General features: G+C 65.6%; 17 protein-coding genes and 1 other RNA gene. 14 read left to right on the top strand and 4 right to left on the bottom strand.

Translation table 11 applies throughout. The features are described 5' to 3' along the window. Positions 1-66: 66 nt before the first annotated feature. From ABIA42_RS23680 to ABIA42_RS23670, 3 genes are all read left to right on the top strand, one after another. The gene (locus ABIA42_RS23680) at positions 67-1,653 is read left to right on the top strand and encodes a DHA2 family efflux MFS transporter permease subunit (RefSeq protein WP_370120654.1); all 1,587 of its coding nucleotides are present in this window, start codon (positions 67-69) and stop codon (positions 1,651-1,653) included. A gap of 421 nt (positions 1,654-2,074) precedes the next feature. Beyond that, positions 2,075-3,871, top strand: a complete 1,797-nt coding sequence (locus ABIA42_RS23675; protein ID WP_271530907.1) for an ABC transporter ATP-binding protein — start codon at positions 2,075-2,077, stop codon at positions 3,869-3,871. 54 nt (positions 3,872-3,925) lie between these two features. Next, positions 3,926-5,335 carry an MATE family efflux transporter gene (locus ABIA42_RS23670; protein ID WP_370120657.1) on the top strand — a complete coding sequence of 470 codons (1,410 nt, stop codon included), beginning with the start codon at positions 3,926-3,928 and terminating at the stop codon, positions 5,333-5,335. A gap of 58 nt (positions 5,336-5,393) precedes the next feature. Here the strand turns inward: ABIA42_RS23670 and ABIA42_RS23665 are convergent, their stop codons facing one another. Further along, positions 5,394-6,137: a sulfite exporter TauE/SafE family protein gene (locus tag ABIA42_RS23665; protein ID WP_370120660.1), complete on the bottom strand. Its 744-nt coding sequence runs from the start codon at positions 6,135-6,137 to the stop codon at positions 5,394-5,396. Positions 6,138-6,363: 226 nt separating this feature from the next. On the opposite strand from ABIA42_RS23665, the gene ABIA42_RS23660 reads away from it, so the two are divergent. Then, positions 6,364-6,627, top strand: coding sequence for a hypothetical protein (locus ABIA42_RS23660; RefSeq protein WP_370120663.1), 264 nt, complete (start codon positions 6,364-6,366; stop codon positions 6,625-6,627). Between the two features lies 1 nt (position 6,628). Here ABIA42_RS23660 and ABIA42_RS23655 read toward each other — a convergent pair whose 3' ends face one another. Beyond that, entirely contained in the window at positions 6,629-7,999 is a 1,371-nt protein-coding gene (locus tag ABIA42_RS23655; RefSeq protein WP_370120666.1) for a PLP-dependent aminotransferase family protein, read from the bottom strand. A 79-nt stretch (positions 8,000-8,078) separates the two neighbouring features. On the opposite strand from ABIA42_RS23655, the gene ABIA42_RS23650 reads away from it, so the two are divergent. Further along, positions 8,079-8,507, top strand: a complete 429-nt coding sequence (locus tag ABIA42_RS23650) for a DUF983 domain-containing protein (protein ID WP_370120669.1) — start codon at positions 8,079-8,081, stop codon at positions 8,505-8,507. Between the two features lie 66 nt (positions 8,508-8,573). Continuing rightward, on the top strand, positions 8,574-9,287 hold the full coding sequence (locus tag ABIA42_RS23645; RefSeq protein WP_370120672.1) for an alpha/beta fold hydrolase: 714 nt from the start codon (positions 8,574-8,576) through the stop codon (positions 9,285-9,287). A gap of 229 nt (positions 9,288-9,516) precedes the next feature. On the opposite strand, the gene rnpB is transcribed toward ABIA42_RS23645, so the two are convergent. Then, positions 9,517-9,934: RNase P RNA component class A (gene rnpB / locus ABIA42_RS23640), an RNA gene on the bottom strand. Between the two features lie 151 nt (positions 9,935-10,085). On the opposite strand from rnpB, the gene ABIA42_RS23635 reads away from it, so the two are divergent. Together ABIA42_RS23635 and ABIA42_RS23630 are read left to right on the top strand one after the other, a co-directional pair. Further along, positions 10,086-10,439: a YciI family protein gene (locus ABIA42_RS23635; RefSeq protein WP_028182069.1), complete on the top strand. Its 354-nt coding sequence runs from the start codon at positions 10,086-10,088 to the stop codon at positions 10,437-10,439. A 75-nt stretch (positions 10,440-10,514) separates the two neighbouring features. Continuing rightward, positions 10,515-11,747 carry an RNA polymerase sigma factor gene (locus tag ABIA42_RS23630; protein ID WP_271530901.1) on the top strand — a complete coding sequence of 411 codons (1,233 nt, stop codon included), beginning with the start codon at positions 10,515-10,517 and terminating at the stop codon, positions 11,745-11,747. Positions 11,748-11,852: 105 nt separating this feature from the next. Here ABIA42_RS23630 and ABIA42_RS23625 read toward each other — a convergent pair whose 3' ends face one another. Continuing rightward, positions 11,853-12,716: an N-acetylmuramoyl-L-alanine amidase gene (locus ABIA42_RS23625; protein WP_370120677.1), complete on the bottom strand. Its 864-nt coding sequence runs from the start codon at positions 12,714-12,716 to the stop codon at positions 11,853-11,855. Positions 12,717-13,157: 441 nt separating this feature from the next. Here ABIA42_RS23625 and rsmH point away from each other — a divergent pair, with 441 nt between their 5' ends. The 6 genes from rsmH to mraY all read left to right on the top strand — a co-directional run bounded on the left by rsmH (position 13,158) and on the right by mraY (position 20,514). Beyond that, the gene (gene rsmH, locus ABIA42_RS23620) at positions 13,158-14,147 is read left to right on the top strand and encodes a 16S rRNA (cytosine(1402)-N(4))-methyltransferase RsmH (RefSeq protein WP_370120680.1); all 990 of its coding nucleotides are present in this window, start codon (positions 13,158-13,160) and stop codon (positions 14,145-14,147) included. 3 nt (positions 14,148-14,150) lie between these two features. Next, positions 14,151-14,543: a hypothetical protein gene (locus tag ABIA42_RS23615; protein WP_131869722.1), complete on the top strand. Its 393-nt coding sequence runs from the start codon at positions 14,151-14,153 to the stop codon at positions 14,541-14,543. Continuing rightward, entirely contained in the window at positions 14,540-16,294 is a 1,755-nt protein-coding gene (locus tag ABIA42_RS23610; protein ID WP_370120684.1) for a peptidoglycan D,D-transpeptidase FtsI family protein, read from the top strand. Before ABIA42_RS23615 ends, ABIA42_RS23610 begins: the two co-directional genes overlap by 4 nt. Before the next feature lie 84 nt (positions 16,295-16,378). Continuing rightward, positions 16,379-17,851 (top strand): UDP-N-acetylmuramoyl-L-alanyl-D-glutamate--2,6-diaminopimelate ligase, encoded by a 1,473-nt coding sequence (locus tag ABIA42_RS23605; protein ID WP_370120687.1) that lies wholly within the window; start codon positions 16,379-16,381, stop codon positions 17,849-17,851. After that, positions 17,848-19,230: a UDP-N-acetylmuramoyl-tripeptide--D-alanyl-D-alanine ligase gene (gene murF / locus ABIA42_RS23600; protein ID WP_370120690.1), complete on the top strand. Its 1,383-nt coding sequence runs from the start codon at positions 17,848-17,850 to the stop codon at positions 19,228-19,230. Before ABIA42_RS23605 ends, murF begins: the two co-directional genes overlap by 4 nt. Before the next feature lie 180 nt (positions 19,231-19,410). After that, positions 19,411-20,514 (top strand): phospho-N-acetylmuramoyl-pentapeptide-transferase, encoded by a 1,104-nt coding sequence (gene mraY / locus ABIA42_RS23595; RefSeq protein WP_271530895.1) that lies wholly within the window; start codon positions 19,411-19,413, stop codon positions 20,512-20,514. Positions 20,515-20,516: the final 2 nt, after the last annotated feature.

Here is a 20,516-nt window from a genome sequence, read left to right as displayed (position 1 = left end):
CCCCGCGCACAGGTGCGCTCCCTCTCCCGCAAGCGGGAGAGGTGAAGCGAGCCCCGGACTGACACTATGGCAAACGCCACCACCGCTTCACCTGCCATGACTGCGGATCCCGCTTCGGAGCGCATTGCACCGAAGCGGCTGTTCGCCTTCATCATCATGGTGTTCGGGATGTTCATGTCGATCCTGGACATCCAGATCGTCTCGGCTTCCCTCAGCGAGATCCAGGCCGGACTGTCGGCGAGCTCCAGCGAGGTCTCCTGGGTTCAGACCGCCTATCTGATCGCCGAGGTGATCGCGATCCCGCTGTCCGGTTTTCTGTCGCGCGCCTTCGGCACGCGGCTGCTGTTTGCGATCTCGGCGGCCGGCTTCACCGCCGCGAGCCTGCTCTGCGGCTTCGCCACCACCATCGAGGAGATGATCCTCTGGCGCGCGCTTCAGGGCTTTCTCGGCGCCGGCATGATTCCGACGGTGTTCGCCTCGGCTTACACCGTCTTCCCGCGGACGAAATTCCACATCGTCGGGCCCATCATCGGCCTCGTCGCGACGCTGGCGCCGACCATCGGGCCGACGGTGGGCGGCTACATCACCGACCTGATGTCGTGGAACTGGCTGTTCTTCATCAACGTCGTGCCCGGCATCGGCATCACCCTGGGCGTGCTGGCGCTGGTCGATTTCGACGAGCCGCATTTCGAACTGCTCGACCGCTTCGACTGGTGGGGCCTGCTGTTCATGGCCAGCTTCCTCGGTACGCTGGAATATGTGCTCGAGGAAGGCCCGCAATATGAATGGATGCAGGATACTTCGGTCGCGATCTGCGCCTGGATCTGCGCGATCTCGGCGATCGCCTTCTTCTGGCGCGTGTTCACGGTGGACGAGCCGATCGTCAATCTGCGTACCTTCTCCGATCGCAATTTCGCCGTCGGCTGCACGCTGCAGTTCTGCATCGGCATCGGCCTCTACGGCCTGACCTATATCTATCCGCTCTATCTCGCCCAGGTGCGGGGCTACAGCGCGCTGATGATCGGCGAGACCATGTTCGTGTCCGGCATCACAATGTTCCTGGTCGCGCCGCTGGTCGGCCGGCTGATGGCCACGCTCGACATGCGCTACATGATCGCGTTCGGCCTCATCGTGTTCGCGATCGGCTCCTACCAGATGACCTGGATCACCCGCGAATACGATTTCTACGAGCTGCTGGTGCCGCAGATCCTGCGCGGCGTCGGCATGATGTTCGCGATGGTGCCGACCAACAACGTCGCGCTCGGCACGCTGCCACCTGACCGGGTGAAGAACGCGAGCGGCCTGTTCAACCTGATGCGCAACCTCGGCGGCGCGGTGGGTCTTGCCGTCATCAACACCGTGCTCAACGACCGCACCGACCTGCACATCGCCCGCCTGCAGGAACGCGTGACCTGGGGCAACGCGACCGCGACCGAAACCCTGACCATGTTCATGCAGAAATTCCAGGGGCTCGGTGATTCCACGCTGATGGCGATGAAGCAGCTCTCCCAGCTCGTGCATCGCCAGGCCGTGGTGATGAGTTTCGGCGACACCTTCCTCATGCTGACGCTGTTCTATCTCGGCCTCAGCCTGCTGGTCGCGCTGCTGAACAAGCCGGCCTCGCCGTTCGGCGCTGGCGGCGACGCGCACTAGCCTGCTCCACGTTCGCTGCCGTCGCCGGGCTCGACCGGGCGATCCAGCATTTGGCGGAGATTGGTGCGGCGGCGAGGCGCACCAAATTGCAACACTCATCCGTGATCTCGCGTGAGCCCCGTTGCAAATCGCAAACGGCACATCTATAAAGCGCACCTCATTCATTCGAACCGGGAGGGATTTGCATGATTTCGTCGCATTCGCAGATCGTACGCCCGCGCTCGATGATGTTCTGGCTCGGTATGTACGCGGCCTGTTAGAGGCCTCTTCCGCCAGCTTCGATTGGGCCAAGGTTTCGACCCAGCGTCCCGATCGCTCCGCTTCCCAAGTCAAAATCAGTTTTGAGTGACGCCGTTCCGGCCTTCGCGGCCGGCTTGCGTCCATCGATGGAGCCGGCCCGCGTGTGCGGCCGGATGATGTCATGACCGCTCTGTCAAAGAAGCCCGCCGCGATTCGCGTGGTGCTGCCCTTCGTGTTCCGGCACTGGCTGAAGCAGCCGGGGCGCGGCCTCATCGTGGCCGGCGGGCTGTTGGGTGCGACCATTGCCGACCTGTTCATGCCGGTATTCTCGGGACATCTGGTCGATGCGCTGACCCGCGGTCCGTCCGATCCCGACGCGCGCCACGCGGCGCTGGTCGCGTTCGGCGCCATCGTGGCGCTGGGCGCGGCCTCGATGGTGCTGCGTCTCGTCGGTCTCCAGGCGATCGTGCCGTTCACGCTCAAGATCATGTCCGACGTCGCGCAGGACGCGTTCACGCGCGTACAGCGTTTCTCGACCGACTGGCATGCGAACTCATTTGCCGGATCCACGGTCCGCAAGATCACCCGCGGCATGTGGGCGCTCGACCTGCTCAACGACACCATTCTGATGGCTCTGGCGCCGTCGCTGCTGGTGCTGGTCGGCTCGATGATCCTGATCGGCGCGCACTGGACCTCGCTCGGCCTGGTGATCGCGATCGGGGCGATCTTCTACGTCACGATCACGGTGGTGTTCTCGACCCGCTACATCGCACCGGCGGCGCGCATCTCCAATGCCTGGGACACCAAGGTCGGCGGCACGCTGGCGGACGCGCTGACCTGCAATGCGGTGGTGAAATCGTTCGGCGCGGAGCTGCGCGAGGACACGCGGCTCTCCCGTGTCATCAAGCGCTGGCGCGTGCGCGTGCGGCGGACCTGGTATCGCTATAATTACACGGCGATGTCGCAGCTTTCCTTGCTGCTGTGCCTGCGCGCGTCCGTGATCGGCGGATCGGTGCTGCTGTGGATGTCAGGTCACGCCTCGCCCGGTGACGTCACCTATGTGCTGACGAGCTACTACGTCATTCACGCTTACTTGCGCGACGTCGGCATGCACATCAACAACCTCCAGCGCTCGGTCAACGACATGGACGAACTGGTGGCGATCCATGACGAGCCGATCGGCATTGCGGATGCTCCCGACGCACGGCCGATCGCGATCGAGGGCGGCGAGATCGTATTCGACGACGTCACGTTCCACTATGGCGGCCATCGCGCGCCGCTGTACGACGGCTTGTCTGTCAGGATCCGCGCCGGCGAACGCGTCGGCCTGGTCGGACGCTCCGGCTCGGGCAAGACCACCTTCGTCAAGCTGGTGCAGCGGCTCTACGACGTCACCGGCGGTCGCGTGCTGATCGACGGGCAGGACATCGCGCACGCCACGCAGCAATCGCTGCGCAGCCAGATCGCAATCGTGCAGCAGGAGCCGATCCTGTTCCACCGCACGCTTGCGGAGAACATCGCCTATGGCCGGCCCGGCGCCAGCTTTGAAGCGATCGAGCAGGCGGCGCGGCTTGCCAACGCGCACGATTTCATCCTGCGCCTGCCGAAGGGCTACGGCACGCTGGTCGGCGAGCGCGGCGTGAAACTGTCGGGCGGCGAGCGGCAGCGCGTGGCGCTGGCGCGCGCGTTCCTGGCGGATGCGCCGGTGCTGATCCTGGACGAGGCGACGTCGAGCCTCGATTCGGAATCGGAGGCGCTGATCCAGCAGGCGATGGAGCGCCTGATGAAGGGCCGCACCTCGATCGTGATCGCGCATCGCCTGTCGACGGTGAGGAGCCTCGATCGCATCCTGGTGTTCGACCGCGGCGAGATCGTCGAGCAAGGCACGCATGCGATGCTCGCAGCCAGGCAAGACGGCGTCTATCGCGGCCTGTTCGAGCGCCAGGTGGTGGAGCTCGGACAGATCGCAGCGGAGTGAGGCGCGCGGCGGTGGGGCGAAGGTCCCGACGTCACGCCGCCATAGGTGAATGACATGAAAGATCTGGCGAACGGCTCCATCGTGAGACACATCCTGGCCATGACGCCGCCGATCATGGCCGGCATGATCTCGATCATGGTCTGCCAGCTGGTCGACCTGTACTTCGTGTCGGGCCTGGGCGATGCCGCCGTGGCAGGCGTCGCCGCGGCCGGCAATGCCGGCTTTCTCGTCAACGCGCTGATGCAGGTGCTCGGCGTCGGCACGGTGGCGCTGATCGCGCACGCCGTCGGGCGCAAGGATCGACTCGACGCCAATCTGATCTTCAACCAGGCAGTTGCGTTGTCGGTGCTGTTCGGCGTGTTGACCCTGGTCGCGGGAGCGGCGCTGTCGCGCGCCTACATGCGTTCGGTCGCCGCGGACCAGGCCACGATCGAGGCGGGGACCACTTATCTGTTGTGGTTCATGCCGGCGCTCGCGCTGGAATTCGTCATGCAGGTGACGGCATCCGCCCTGCGCGCGACCGGCATCGTGCGCCCGGCCATGTTGGTGCGGGTCATCGCGGTCATCATCAACATCGCGCTGGCGCCGGTGCTGATCTCGGGCTGGGGCACCGGCTACGCGCTCGGCGTTGCCGGCGCAGGGCTGGCGAGTTCGATCGCGGTCGCCATCGGCGCGCTGATGCTGCTTATCTATTTCCGCAAGGTCGAGCGCTATGTCGCCTTCAATCCGGCGCAGTGGCGTCCACAGCCGCGTCATCTCATGCGCCTTCTCAATGTCGGCCTGCCGGCCGGCGGCGAGTTCGCGATGATGTTCATCTTCATGGCGGTGGTCTACTACGTGCTGCGCGATTTCGGCGCGGCGGCGCAGGCCGGATTCGGCATCGGGCAGCGGGTGCTCGGCCTGATCCAGATGCCGGCGCTTGCGGTGGCGCTGGCGGCCGGGCCAATCGCCGGCCAGAATGTCGGCGCCGGCAATGGCGCGCGCGTGCGGGAAACCTTCGTCAAGTCGGCGCTGATCACCAGCGCCGTGATGGTCGGCTTCATGATGCTGGCGCAGTTGAAGCCGGAGCTGCTGCTCGCCGGATTCTCGAACGACCGGGAGACGATGGAGATCGCCTACCTGTTCCTGCGGATCATCTCGCTCAACATGGTGGCGCAGGGTCTCATCTTCACCTGCTCGAGCATGTTTCAGGGCCTCGGCAACACCAAGCCGGTGCTGCTGAGCTCGGCGACGCGCGTCTTTACCTATTCGCTGCCGGCGATCTGGCTCTCGACGCGGCCGGGCTTCCGGATGGAGCACGTCTGGTACCTGTCGATCGCGGCGACGACGCTCCAGGCCGCGTTGAGCCTGTGGCTGTTGCGTCGCGAATTCGGCAGGCGGCTGGTATTGCCTCCTCCAGAGCAAGCGTTGGAGCTGTCGGGGCACGAACCAGCCGCGCCTCCTGCACGCGCGCCCGCGCTTTAGGTTGTTGTTTAAGCATGATCTTTTCGGAAAACCGCTACGCACTTTTCCGGATCATGCTTTAGTGTGTGCCAACACTGTTCCAGACGAGGCCAAGGCCCGACAGGAACAACAGGCCGAGCACGACATCGCCAAAATGCTTGTCGCTCAGGGCGTGATAGACGCGGGCGCCGGCCCATGCGCCGATCAGCGTGCCCGGAAAGGCAACCAGTGCGAGCCAGACCACTTTCAGTTCGACCAGGCCTGACGCCGTCTGCAGCACCAGCGCGGTGGCGAGCACCGTGAAGTTGAAGAGCTGGAAGATGCCGCGACGCTCGTGCTTGTTCCAGCCGCGGATGTTGGCCCAGAGGATCGGCAGTGGCCCCGAGAGTCCGGCGAGGCCGCCGAGAATGCCGCCGGCAAAGCCGATCGCTCCGTCGGCGATCCTGCCGCCGGACTTGAAGGCGAGGGGCCTCTTGTTGAGGTACAGCGCGCTCGAAAAGATCAGGAGCAGCACACCGACGCTCAGCTTGAACACCTTCGGATCGGCCGTGGCGACCATCATGGTTCCCAGCGGTACTCCGATCAGGCCCCCGATCAGGAACGGCCAGACCAGCGAGAGGTCGAAGCTTTTCCACATCGAGGGCAGCGTCGAGGTCTGTGCGATCACCGAGCAGATCAGCACCAGCGGTACCGCGAGCGAGGGTGGCAGGACGTAGAGCCAGATGCCGAGCGCCATCAGCGCCGTGCCGAACCCGGCCAGTCCCGAGACGAAGCCGCCGGCCAGCGCGCCGAACAGCAGCAGGACGTAGGTGAGCGTTTCCAACAGATTAACCTTGTCGCAAAGGGCGATCCCGAGTTGTCGATCGCCATCGCTCGCATAACATGCTTGCCGCCGTGCAGGTCAATCCATGCTGCACGCAAGCGTGATCTGCCGTGTCGGGCTTTCGCGGAAGACACGCCTACATGATGGCCGTACTTCAATCCCGGGCCGCCCGACGCGACCATGCGCCCGGATCGGTCAGTCCCGAATGCGATGATGGAGAATGACCATGACCCGCACCACGATTGCCATTGCAGCCGCGCTGCTGGCGGTCGCGTTGACGCCGACAATGGCCCAGGCGCAGTTTTCCGAGCCTGCGGCCTATCAGGCGGCTCATCCCGATCGCGATGTGCTGAACGGCGGCCAGCTCACGCCTGCGGCGCGTGCGGCTCTCGGTCAGCGGGGAACGCCGGGCGATGCGTATGCATCGCAGGCCTATCCGTCACCTGTGGCACCCCCCGTGCGCTCCGGCCATCGCCGTCATCGTCGATGATCTAGACGATCTGCCTGGTGTCGGCAGGCTTCTGCAGCGCGCCGATCAGGATGCGCAGCGCCTCCGCCAATTCCGATCTGCTCCGTGCCGCCCCCAGCGAGACTCGTGCCGCATGCGGCGGTGCCCCGTCGACCGTGAAGGCATCGCCTGCGACGACCGCAAGTCCGTTCCGCAGAAGATGTGCCGCGATCTCGGGCCGGCCTTCCGGCAGCCGCAACCACAGATGATGGGCGGCGGGCTTGGCCAGGAATTGAAAACCCTTCAGCGTGCGCTGCGCGAGCTGCTGGCGGCCGACCGCCTCGTTGCGGATGGCGGCGATGATGCGATCGGCAATGCCGCTTTCGATCCAATGCGTCACCAGCGCGACCATCAATGGCGCCGGCATCTGCACGGTCGCCTGCAAGGACGTGCGCATGTCCCGCTGCGCGCTGCTGTCGGGCGTCACGAGGTAGGCAACGCGCAGCGCCGGCGCGATGCATTTTGACAGTGTGGTCGCAAGATAAGTCCGCTCCGGAATGAGGCCCGCGATCGGCGATGCCGAGCGGTCGAGCAGGCCGTAGGCGTCGTCCTCGATCAAGGTCGTGTCGGCATCGCGAATGATCTTTGCGATCGCACTGCGCCGCTCGGCGGACAGCGTCGCGGTGGTCGGATTGTGCAGCGTCGGAATGAGATAGACCGCCTGTGGCCGGTGCGCGCGACACGCCTTTGCCAGCGCATCGGGCAGGATGCCGCCGTCATCCATGGCGACACCGACGAGCTTGACGCCGAGCCGTGCCGCGGCGGCCTTGATGCCGGGGAAGGTGAGGGCTTCGGTCAGAACGATGTCGCCGGGCCGCGCGAGATGGGCGAGCAGGTTGAACAGGATGGTTTGCGCGCCGGGGAAGATCAGGAGCCTGTCGGCCTGCGCATGCGGAACGCGTGCGCGCATCCAGCGCGCCGCGACCTCGCGCTCATGCGTGCTGCCGCCGGGCGGCTGATAGTTGAGATACGCCGTCAGGCCCGATTGCGCGCGGATGGCTTCCATTCCGGCGATGATGCGCTCGTCGAGCTGCGCCTCCAGCGGATGCGGCGGCACATTCATCGAGAGATCGATCGCGACGGGATGCGGCAGGTCGACCGCTCGGCGCGCGCTGGTCTCCGACACGAACGAGCCCTGTCCGACCCGGGCTTCCATGATGCCGCGGCGCCGGGCTTCGGTATAGGCGCGCGTCACCGTGGTCAGGTCGATGCCGAGGGCTTTTGCGAGCGCGCGCTGCGTCGGCAATTGCTGGCCGCGCACCAGCCTCCCCGCAGCAATGTCGGCCTCCATCGCATCGACGATGCGCTGATAGCGCGGGCCGCTCAGCTCCGAGATTGTAGGGGTCCAATCCATGCAATTTAGCCCCATATCCTTTGAATGTATGGATGCAAGATATTATTGTATGGATCGACGAAAAGGAAGAGGTGTGGTCATGGCGACGGTCTCTCTGGCAAAGGCGATGTGGCGCGGTTTCAGCGGCAAGTGTCCGAATTGCGGGGAAGGGCACATGTTCGGCCGTTTCCTGAAAGTGGCCGACGCGTGCGACCATTGCGGCGAGGAGCTGTTTCACCAGCGCGCGGACGACTTTCCCGCCTATCTCGTGATGGTCGTGGTCGGCCATCTCGTGGTGCCGGCGATCCTCGCGGTCGAGACCGCCTATGCGCCGCCGGAATGGTTGCAACTCGCGGTGTGGCTGCCGGTGACGCTATTCGCCTCGCTCGCGCTGCTGCAACCAACCAAGGGCGCCATCGTCGGGCTGCAATGGCAGCTGGGCATGCACGGTTTCGAGGCGAGCAAGTTGCGGCGCGAGGCAGCCGAGCTTGCGCCGGTCCTGGTGAAGGCGGATACGCGCGCGGCCTGAGCGGCGTTTACATCGCGCGGCCGGCCGCTACACTCCGTCGTACCAACAAGAACGATGGAAACGCCGATGGCCGCACGCGCGAAGACCTTCCTGCTTTGTCATGGCGCCTGGTCCGGCGGATGGGCCTGGAAGAAGATGCATCCGCTGATGGCGCAGGCCGGCCATCGCCTGGTGGCGCCGACCTATACCGGGCTCGGCGAGCGCGCGCATCTCGCAAGCCCCACGATCGATCTGGAGACGCACATCCAGGACATCCTCAACGTCATCGCCTTCGAGGATCTCAGCGACATCGTGCTGCTTGGCCATAGCTATGGCGGCATGGTCGCGACCGGCGTCGCCGATCGCGCGCGCGAGCGCGTGACGCAGTTGATCTATCTCGACGCCTTCGTGCCGCGCGACGGCCAATCGCTGTTCGATCTCAATGAGGGCGGCCGCGAGCCGATGCGAAGGGCAGCAAGCTCGGGCGACGGCTATCGCATCCCGCCGAATCCGCCGCCGCCGGACACGCCCCAAGCCGATCTCGACTGGCTCAATGCACGCCGCGTCCCAATGCCGATCAAGTGCTTCGAGACCAGGCTGAGGCTCGAACACGGCGAGCCGGCGATGCCGCGCAGCTACATCTATTGCACGCGCATCCCGCCGGGCGACGTGTTCGGGCAGTTCGCGAAGCGGACGAAGAGCGAGGATGGCTGGCGCTATGTCGAGCTCGATGCGAGTCACGCGCCGAACGTCACCGCGCCCGAGGCGCTGATGGACGTGTTGGGGAAGATCGTCGCCTGACTCTCGCTCGTCATTCCGGGGCGCGACGAAGTCGCGAACCCGGAATCCATTCATCCACCGACACGGCCGCCCGATGGATTCCGGGCTCTCGCTTCGCGAGCCCCGGAATGACGATGGTGGCCAAAATGGTGAGGGGTCCGATGCGTTGGCACCGAACCCCTCGTCACTTCCTGGTAAGACGCGCTTTCTTCGCGAACCGGAAACCCACTTCGCTTCGAAAACGCTTTAGAGTATCAGCCGGCCTGTAAGCCGGGTTCTGTAGGGCACCGTCCGCTTGCGCGAACGATACGTGACGGCCATTCCTCTGGGACCATGTTTGCACACGGCCTCGAGCAACCTACCCGGACGGCGGGCCTGACATCGCCCCGCGGCGTTATCGCTTGCGCGAACAGCCCGCTTAAGCCGTCCCTATTCGGTTTTGCTCCCGGTGGGGTTTGCCATGCCGGCTCCGTTGCCGGAACCGCGGTGCGCTCTTACCGCACCTTTTCACCCTTACTTCCTCCGAGGAGGGAGCGGTTCGTTCTCTGTGGCACTTTCCCTGGGGTCGCCCCCGCCGGACGTTATCCGGCACCGTATGTCATGGGAGCCCGGACTTTCCTCCCCGGCGGCCTTTCGGCACGTGCCGGAGCGGCCGTCCGGCCGACTGACGGATTACGCATGGGGCATTTGTGACGGTTTCGTCAAGCTGATATCGCGACGCACGCTTCGCTCGCAAATAATCTATCCTGAAGATGTCGTTTGGTGCGTGTCCCGTTCGACTGGATGTCGACAACACGGCCGAGCAACAGGAGCGAAGCAATGCAATATCTGCTGATGATCTATCAGAACGAGGTCGAGTACGCGAAGAACGACGCGGCGACGAGCCAGAAGATGCTGGCCGAATACCAGGCCTTCACGCAATCCATCATCCAGAGCGGCAACTTCAAGGCCGGCGACCGCTTGCAGCCGACCACGACCGCGACGACCGTGCGCGTGCGCGAGGGCAAGACGCTGACGACCGATGGTCCGTTCGCGGAAACGCGTGAGCAGCTCGGCGGCTACTATCTGGTCGAGGCGAAGGATCTCAACGAGGCCATCGGGATCGCGGCGCGGATTCCCAGCGCACGCATCGGCTCGATCGAGGTGCGGCCGATCTGGGTGTATGAGAAGTGACGGCTCTCACCTTCGTCACTCCGGGCTCGCGGCTTTGCCGCGCCCCGGAATGACGAGAGGGGATGATCGCCTGACATGACCCCTGGCGAGATCGACAAGATCTTCCGCGACGAGGCGGGGCGGGCGCTGGCCACGCTGATCCGTCTCGTCGGTGATTTCGATCTCGCCGAGGACGCGCTCCAGGATGCTTTTGCCGTCGCGCTGGAACGCTGGGCGGCATGTGAGGTCCCCGGCAATCCGCGCGCCTGGCTGGTCAATGTCGCCAAGCACAAGGCGATCGACCGCATCCGCCGCCAGGCCGTCTTCCGCGGCAAGCAGCAGGCGCTGGTGCATGAGCTCGAGCTCAACGCGCAAGCCGTCGACGAGCCGCCGGCAACGCTCGACGACGACATGCTGCGGCTGATCTTCACCTGCTGCCATCCCGCGTTCGCGCCCGAGGTCCAGGTCGCGCTGACGCTCCGCACCGTCTGCGGGCTGTCGACAGCGCAGGTCGCGCGCGCGTTTCTCGTGGGCGAGGAGGCAATGGCGCAGCGGCTGGTCCGCGCCAAGCAGAAGATCAGGCTTGCCGGCATCCCCTACGAGGTGCCCGAGCGCGACGCGCTGGCGCCGCGGCTCGATGGCGTGCTCGCCGTGATCTATCTCGTCTTCACCGAGGGCTATGTCGCGACCGAGGGCGCGGACCTGATGCGGCCCGATCTTGCGGCCGAGGCCATCCGGCTCGGCCGCTTGCTCGATCGGCTGATGCCCGATCGCGCCGGCATCAAGGGCCTGCTGGCCCTGATGCTGCTGCACGATGCCCGCCGCGCCGGACGCGAGACGCCGGCCGGCGACATTGTGCTGCTCGAAGAGCAGGACCGCTCGCTGTGGGATCGTGGGCAGATCGATGAGGGCCTGCGTCTGGTCGACGATGCGCTGCGCGTGCCCGGCCGTCCGCAGCCCTATGCGGTGCAAGCCGCGATCGCCGCGCTGCATGCGCGTGCGCCGAGCTTTGAGGAAACCGATTGGCCGCAGATTGCGGGACTCTACGAGGTTTTGCTGCGCATCAACCCGTCGCCGGTGATCGAGCTGAACCACGCCGCGGCGGTGTCGATGGTCGATGGGCCGGCACGTGCGCTCGATCTCGTCGATGCGATCACCGCGCGCGGCGGGCTTCGCGGCTATGAGCTGTTGCCCGCAGTGCGCGCGGATCTGTTGCGGAGGCTCGGCAGGACGGAGCAGGCGCGCGAGGCCTATCATGCGGCGACGGAGGCGACGCAGCTCGAGCCGTTGCGGCGGCTCTATGCGCGAAGGATGAGGGAGATGGAGTGATGCTCTCGTGCCCCGGACGCAGCGCAGCGCCCCTTGCGGTGCGCTGCAGAGCCGGGGCCCATTCGCGCGTCCGGGACACGAGAGCGAATTGAGCGGCCTACGCCGTCACTTCGACGCCACCGTCGTTTCTTCCGCCGGCAGGCTCGCCAGCAGTGCCTGCAATGTCGACAGCGTCGAATGATCGGCGACGCCATCGAGTCGCGCCGGACGGAAATGGCGCTGGAAGGCGATGACGACTTCCATCGTCGCGGCGTCGTATTTACCGGTCAGCGGCACGCCGTAGCCGTATCTGGCGAGCGCCTGCTGCATGCTCAGCACGGCGTCGCTGATGGTGCCGAGCATCAGAGTCTCACCGCGCACGATTGGGGCGGGCGTGACCCAGTGGCCGACGCCGGAATTGGCCAGCGAATGCCACGGAAACTTCTCGCCGGGGTCCTTCTTGCGCGCGGGCGCGACGTCGGAATGGCCGAGCACCCGGTGGGCCGGCACCTTGCGCCGGAGCATGATGCCGCGGCACAGCGCGATCACGGCGGCGATCTGGCGCAGCGGAAACTCGGGATAGCCCCAGTCGTGGCCGCGATTGATGATTTCGATGCCGATCGAGCAGGAGTTGATGTCGTCTTCGCCGGCCCAGGAGGAGACGCCTGCGTGCCAGGCGCGCTTGGCCTCGGGCACGCATTGCACGATGCGGCCGTCCTCGAGCACGACATAATGCGCTGACACTTCGCTGCCCGCCGTGCACAGCCGTGCCAGCGCGCCCTCGACATCGGGCATGCCGGTGTAGTGCAGCACGATCATGTCCGGCTGCCGTCCCTTGTTGCGCTCGCCATGATTGGGCGAGGGGATGATATCCGAGACGATCGATGAGTCGGGCTCGAACGTCCGCAGGCTCGCCACGGTCTTGGGAACCGGAAGAACGCGTTGACGCTTCGAATCAGATCCAGACGGTGTGGACGAACCGGAGGGCATGAGCAGCTCGAACGAACGGAGAGTGGGGCAAGCCCTTCTCTTTACTATTCCTTTACCGTCCACCGGACGCAATCGCGCGGCGCGGTTAACGGATGCATTTCGGCGATGTGTGTGGATGAGGCATCACCCCGCTCGTCACCTTTACGACTTGTATCGAGTCGAGCAACGCTTTCTTAACGCTAAGGGCCGTTACTGAGGGATGAAGTGCCGACCCGCGTCCGGAGGCGGCCAAAGCGTATTTTGGCTCGAAATCCCATGGCTGCCCGACAAATTCCACTGGGAACACTGGGTTTGTGGCCTCGGACGACCGGGCCCGGTAACCATGCTGGACGAGGGCTTTGTCGTGGAACCGCCGCGACGCGTAATGATTCGAGGCGTTATGGGCTTGTTCGTCCCCGATCTTGCTTGGATGTCAGGCCGGTCGGTCGGCAGGTATTACGCATGACCTCGGTTCCGCACATCCCCGTCCTTGGCCGTGAGGCCATCGCGCATCTCGCCTTGCGCGAGGGCGGCGTCTATGTCGACGCCACTTTTGGCGCCGGCGGCTATAGCCGCGCGATCCTGGAAGTGCCGGGAACCCGACTCATCGCCATTGATCGCGACCGCACTGCGATTGCCGGCGGTGCTGACCTGGTCGAACGCTCCGCGGGCCGGCTGATGCTGGTCGAGGGCCGCTTCTCCAATCTTGCAGAGGTCTGCGCGGCGCAAGGCGTCGAGGCGATCGACGGCGTCGTGATGGACGTCGGCGTGTCCTCGATGCAGCTCGACCAGGCCGGCCGTGGATTCTCCTTCCGCCTCGACGGTCCGCTCGACATGCGGATGGGGCAGACGGGCCCGACCGCAGCCGACGTGGTCGCGCGTGCGTCGGAAGGCGATCTCGCCGACATCATTTATCTCCTCGGCGAGGAGCGGCATTCGCGCCGCATCGCGCGCGCCATTGTCGCGGACCGGCAGGAGACCCCGTTCACCACCACGCGCGCGCTTGCCGATCTCGTCGGAAGGGTGGTTCGCTCCAAGCCGGGGGACATTCATCCGGCAACGCGGACGTTCCAGGCGCTACGCATCTTCGTCAACGAGGAACTCGACGAGCTCCAGGCCGCGCTCGCTGCAGCTGAGCGCATGCTCAAGCCCGGCGGCCGCCTCGTCGTGGTCTCGTTCCATTCGCTGGAAGACCGCATCGTCAAGAATTTTCTCACTGAGCGCTCCAGAACCGGCGGCGGTTCGCGACATCTGCCGGAAGTGGCGCAAGTGACGCCGAGCTTCCAGGTTCTGACGCGGCGGCCCGTCGTCGCCGGCGAAGACGAAGTTGCGCATAATCCGCGCGCGCGCTCCGCAAAGCTGCGCGCCGCCGAGCGCACCTCGGCGCCGACGCACGAGACCGACAAGGCATCGCCCTGGCCGAAACTCTCCGACGTGATGAGGGGCGGCTAGCGCATGCGCATCATCCACCTCCTCGTCATCGGTGCGCTGATCTTCGCGGCGGCCCATGTCTACCGGATCAAGATGGACTCCACGGCGCGCACCGAGAAGGTGCTGCGGCTGCGTGCAGAGATCCGCGAGGAGCGCGACGCGATCGCGGCGCTGCGGGCCGAGTGGGCCAAGCTCGATGCCCCGCTGCGGCTGCAAGGCCTGTCCGACCGGCATCTGCACCTCAAGCCGGTCAATGGCACGCAATATGACTCGCTGAAGAATCTGCCGGAGCGCCCGCCGCGGATGTTCAGGCCGGGCGATCCCGATCCGATCGGGGCCATGCTAAACGCCATCGAAGCCGCGAGCGATCCCGATACCGTGACGGGCTCCGTGCCTCAGCCCGAGGACAAGCAATGAGCGCGGCAACGCCTGCAAAACCGACCGAGAAGCCGGCTGAACCGTGGCGGCAGCGGCTGATCCGCAGCCTGCTCTACGGGCGCAATGTCGATCGCGCCGTGAAGGCGCGAGCGCGCGTGGGCCTTGCGATACTCGCCTTCGCTTCGGTCTATGCCCTGATCGGCGGGCGGCTCGTGATGTTCGCGATCGGCGCGGACGCCCACGGGGCGCGCCGCGCCGCGGCGCAGGAGGTGGTTGCGACCGCGCGGCCCGATATCGTCGATCGCAACGGCGCGATCCTTGCGACCGACGTCAAGGCGGCGAGCCTGTTCAGCGAGCCGCGCCGCATCATCGACAAGGATGAGGCGATCGAGCTCCTGACGGCGACCATTCCCGACCTCGACGAGGCCGAGGTGCGCGAGCGCCTGAAGTCGCGCAAGGGCTTCGCCTGGCTCAAGCGCGAGGTCACGCCGGCGCAGCAGCAAGCCATTCACAAGCTCGGCCTTCCCGGCATCGGCTTCCTGCGCGAGAACAAGCGCGTCTATCCGACGGGCAACGAGGTCGCCCACATCATCGGTCTCGTCAACATCGACAACCAGGGCATCGCGGGCCTGGAGAAGTGGCTCGACAACCAGGGGCTCGCCGATCTCCATCGCGCCGGCTTCGCCACCGACCGGCTGCAGAAGCCGATCGAGCTCTCGGTCGATCTGCGCGTCGAGCATGCGCTGCGCGACGAACTCCTCAAGGCCAAGGACAAGTTCCGCGCCAAGGCCGCTTCCGGCATCGTCTCCAACGTCAAGACCGGCGAGATCGTGGCGATGGTCTCTCTACCGGATTTCGATCCCAACAATCCGAAGGAAGCGCACGACCCCGATCGCATCAACCGCCTGACCACCGGCGTCTACGAGATGGGCTCGACCTTCAAGGCGTTCACGCTGGCGATGGGGCTCGATTCCGGCAAGATCAACTTGAACTCGATGTGGGACGCACGCGGAAACCTGCACTACGGCAAGTTCACGATCCACGACAGTCATCCGCTCGGGCGTTTCATCAACACCAAGGAAGTGTTCACCTACTCGTCCAACATCGGCGCCGCGCGCATTGCGCTCAATCAGGGCGTCGAGGCGCACAAGGCGTTCCTCGCCAAGATGGGCCAGATGACGCGGCTGCGCACCGAGCTGCCGGAGAGCGCGGCGCCGCTGATCCCGCGGCGCTGGAGCGAGTTGAACACGGTCACCGCCGCGTTCGGCCAGGGCCTGTCGGTGGCACCGCTGCAAGCCGTGATGGGCATCAACGCGCTGGTGAACGGCGGCTATCTGATTCCGCCGACGTTCATGAAGCGCAGCGAATCCGAAGCCATGGCGATGGCCAAGCGCGTGATCAAGACGGATACCAGCGACAAGATGCGGTACCTGATGCGGCTCAATGCCGAGATCGGCACCGCCAAGACCGCCGACGTCAAGGGCTATTACGTCGGCGGCAAGACCGGCACGTCCGAGAAGGTCATCAACGGGCGCTACGCCAAGAAGCGCGTGCTCAACTCGTTCACCGCCATCCTGCCGTGCGACGATCCCAAATATCACGTCCTGATCATGCTGGACGAGCCGCAGGCGCTGCCCGAAACGCATGGTTTCATCACCTCCGGCTGGAACGCGGTGCCGACCGGCGGCAAGGTGATCGAGCGAATCGCGCCGCTCCTGGGCGTCGAGCCGCGGTTCGACCTGCCGCCGTCCGACCGCCTTATTCTTGCAGCATCCAGGACAACCCAGTAATCAACCGGGTGGGCCATCGCCGGTGCTGAGTCGGGATTTTCCAAGGGATTCGGCTTTCCGGCAGGGCATGGCGACTGGAAGACCATGAAGCTGCGCGACCTCCTAGGCCCGGATGTTCTGGGCAATGACGCCGCGATCGAGCCCATTATTGCGGCGCTCGACGTGAGCGGCATTGCGCTCGACAGCCGCATGGTCAAGCCGGGCGATCTCTTCTTCGCACTCGCGGGCAGCAAGACCGACGGCGCCCGCTTCATCGATGCTGCAGTTGCCGGAGGCGCGATCGCGGTCGTTGGCGACCATGCGCCCGCGGCGGCCAAAGTGCCGTTTATCACTGTGGCCAATCCGCGCCGCACACTGGCGCTGGCCGCGGCAAAGCTCTTTCCCGCGCAGCCCGCGACGATCGCCGCCGTGACCGGAACCAGCGGCAAGACCTCGGTCGCGGCCTTCACACGTCAGATCTGGCAGCGGCTGGGGCATGCCTCCGCTAGCATCGGCACCATCGGTCTCGTCTCGCCCAAACGCACCGTCTATGGCTCGCTGACGACGCCCGATCCGATCGCGCTGCACCGGCAGCTAGATGAGATCGCGCGCGAGGGCGTCACGCATCTCGCCTTCGAGGCCTCCTCGCACGGGCTCGACCAGTATCGCCTCGACGGCGTGCGCGTCTCCGCCGGCGGCTTCACCAACCTCTCGCGCGACCACATGGATTATCATCCGAGCGTTGCGCATTATCTCGCGGCAAAGCTGCGCCTGTTCCGCGAGCTGGTGCCGCCGGGTGGTGCCGCGGTGATCTCGGCCGATCATGATTGCTCGGCCGAAGCGATCGACGCCGCCAGGGCGCGCGGCCTGCGCGTCATGGCGGTCGGCCGCAACGGCGACGGAGCAGGCGAGGGCATCCGCCTCACGGAGGCCGTGGTCGAAGGTTTCGCGCAAAAGCTCACGCTCGAACATCGCGGCAAGCGCTTCGCTATCCGGCTGCCGCTGGTCGGCGAATTCCAGATCGAGAACGCGCTGGTGTCGGCGGGCCTTGCCATCGGCACCGGCAGCGATGCGGCAGATGTGTCCGCAACTCTCGAACATCTCGAAGGCGCCAAGGGCCGGCTCGAACGCGTCGGCGAGCGCAACGGCGCGCCGATCTTCGTCGATTATGCGCACAAGCCCGATGCGCTCGCGAAGGCGCTGCAGGCGCTGCGGCCATATGCGAAGCGCAGGCTGGTCGTCGTGTTCGGCGCCGGCGGCGACCGCGATGCCGGCAAGCGTCCGATCATGGGCGAGATCGCGGCCGAGAACGCCGACGGCATCATCGTCACCGACGACAATCCGCGCAGCGAGCAGCCGGAAGCCATCCGTGCCGCGATCCTCGCCACCGCGAAGGGCGCCCGGGAGATCGGCGACCGCGCTGCCGCGATCCGCGCCGCGATCGAGGAATTGGAAGCAGGCGATGCGCTGCTCATCGCCGGCAAGGGCCATGAGACCGGGCAGATCGTGGGCGGAGAAGTTCTGCCCTTCAGTGATCACGAGGCGGTTGCCGCCGCACTAGCGTCGAGGGTTGCATGAGCGCGCCAATATGGACGGTTGCCGAGGTCGCGCGTGCGCTGGGTGTCACCGGATCATTCCCGGACACGGGAATCGACTTCGTCACGCAGGATAGCCGCCTGGTGAAGCCGGGCAGCCTGTTCGTCGCGCTCAGCGGCACGCCGAGCGGCGGCTTCATCTCGGCCTTCGCCAGCGCGCGCGACGGCTGGGAGTTCGCGGACAAGGCGGAAGCTTCGGGCGCGGTGGCGATGATCGTGCCGCACGAGATCGCCGGCATCCGCATTCCGCAGATCGTCGTCAAGGACACGCTGATCGACGGTCTCTGGGTGCTCGCACGCGCCGCACGCGCGCGCTTCAACGGACTGGTGATCGGGCTCACCGGAAGCGCGGGCAAGACCAGCACCAAGGAATTTCTTGCGGCCTATCCGAACGCCTATGCGAGCCCGTCGAGCTTCAACAATTTCTGGGGCGTGCCGCTGACGCTGTGCAATGCCAGGCGAGACGCCAGTCTCTGGGTCGTCGAGATGGGCATGAGCCAGCAAGGCGAGATCGCGCGGCTCAGCGAATTGACCCGGCCGACGGTCGCGCTCGTCGTCAACGTGCAGCCCGTGCATCTGGAGAAGCTCGGCTCGCTGGAAGCCATCCGACGCGAGAAGGTGTCGATCGCGCTCGGCCTGCCCGAGAATGGTGTGCTGGTGCTGCCCGCCGGGATCAAGGCGCCCGAGTGGAAGGGCAAGGTCGTGCGCTTCGGCGGCGAGCATGCCGAGGTGCACGAGGTCGCGCACGCGCCCCACGGCGAAAGCTGGCAGGTCGTGGCTGCGATCGGCAAGAAGGAGATCGCCTTCAGCCTCACCCCTGGCGCGCCGCACCGGGTGCACAATGCGCTGGCAGCACTTGCCGCCGTTCATGCTGCGCATCTCGACGTCGCGACGCTCGCGATCAAGCTCGACCGCGTCGGCATCATGACCGGCCGCGGCGTCGAGCAGGCGGTCGGCGATATCACCGTGATCGACGACAGCTTCAACGGCAATCCGGCCAGCGTGGCGGCTGCGCTGCAAAGCCTCCAGGCGCGCCACGTGAGCGAAGGCCGCCGCATCGCGGTTCTCGGCGACATGCTCGAGCTGGGCGAGGACGCACCGAGCTATCACACCGGCCTCGCCAGATATCTCGAGGGCATCGACGGCGTCTACTGCGTCGGTCCTCTGATGCGCCACCTCTACGACGTGCTGCCATCGGGCAAGGGCCTCGGCTGGCACGATGATCCCGCCACGCTGAAGCCGAGCGAGGTTGCGAGCCTGCTGAAGGCAGGGGATGTCGTGGTTGTCAAGGGCAGCAAAAAGATGTTCTGGGTCAACAAGTTTGTGCCGGGCCTGATGGCCGCCTTGCAGGCGAAGGCGTAAACTGCTTGGAAGGCGCTGTTCCCGAATCCCACCCTTTGTGGCGCGAAGCCGTCCGTTTTCCCAGAGGTCGCGCGACCCATGACGAAGACCAGCGAATGCCCGTGAGGCACGTTGAGGCCAAGACAATGGCCAGGAACAAGGCCAAGGCTGCGTGTGCAAGGGCGCCATAGGACCGTCTGAATGTTTTACTGGCTGATCGAGCTCTCCAACACATTTCCGGGCTTCGGTGCCGTTCGCACCTTCCTGAACGTCTTCCGCTACATCACCTTCCGCACCGGTGGCGCGGTGGTGACCGGCGCGCTGTTCGTGTTCCTGTTCGGGCCCTGGATCATCGATCATCTGCGCATCCGCCAGGGCAAGGGCCAGCCGATCCGCTCCGACGGCCCGCAATCGCATCTCGCCAAGAAGGGCACGCCCACCATGGGCGGGCTGATGATCCTGTCCGGCCTCACCGTCGGCACGGTGCTGTGGGCCAATCCGCTCAACCCCTATGTCTGGATCGTGCTGGCGGTGACGCTCGGCTTCGGCTTCGTCGGCTTCTATGATGATTACCTCAAGGTGACCAAGCAGACCACGACCGGATTCGGCAGCAAGCTTCGCCTGCTGATCGAGGCGGTGATCGCGCTGGTGGCCTGCTACGCGCTGGTGCGGCTGAACCGCGATCCCGCCTCGACCGCGCTGACGATCCCGTTCCTCAAGGACACCGTGCTGCATTTCGGCTGGTTCTTTGTGGTGTTCGGCGCCTTCGTCATCGTCGGCTCCGGCAATGCGGTGAATCTCACCGACGGCCTCGACGGCCTCGCCATCGTGCCGGTGATGATCGCGACCGCGAGCTTTGCGATGATCGCCTATCTCGCCGGCAACGCCGTGTTCGCCGAATATCTCCAGATCAAATACGTCGCCGGCACCGGCGAGCTCGCGGTGCTCTGCGGTGCATTGCTGGGTGCCGGCCTCGGCTTCCTCTGGTTCAATGCGCCGCCGGCCTCGATCTTCATGGGCGACACCGGCTCGCTCGCGCTCGGCGGCATGCTCGGCGCCATCGCGGTCGCGGTGAAGCACGAGATCGTGCTCGCGGTCATCGGCGGCCTGTTCGTGCTGGAGGCGGTCTCGGTCATCGTGCAGGTGGTGTCGTTCAAGCTCACCGGAAAACGCATCTTCCGGATGGCGCCGATCCACCATCATTTCGAGCAGCTCGGCTGGACCGAGCCGCAGATCGTGATCCGGTTCTGGATCATCTCGGTGATGCTGGCGCTCGCCGGGCTGTCCACGCTGAAGCTGCGGTGATG

This window comes from Bradyrhizobium sp. USDA 327, from assembly GCF_041262065.1.
Classification (GTDB): Bacteria; Pseudomonadota; Alphaproteobacteria; order Rhizobiales; family Xanthobacteraceae; genus Bradyrhizobium; species Bradyrhizobium liaoningense.
The sequence above is the reverse complement of the archived record's forward strand: the minus strand, read 5'-3'. Positions and strand labels throughout refer to the sequence as shown.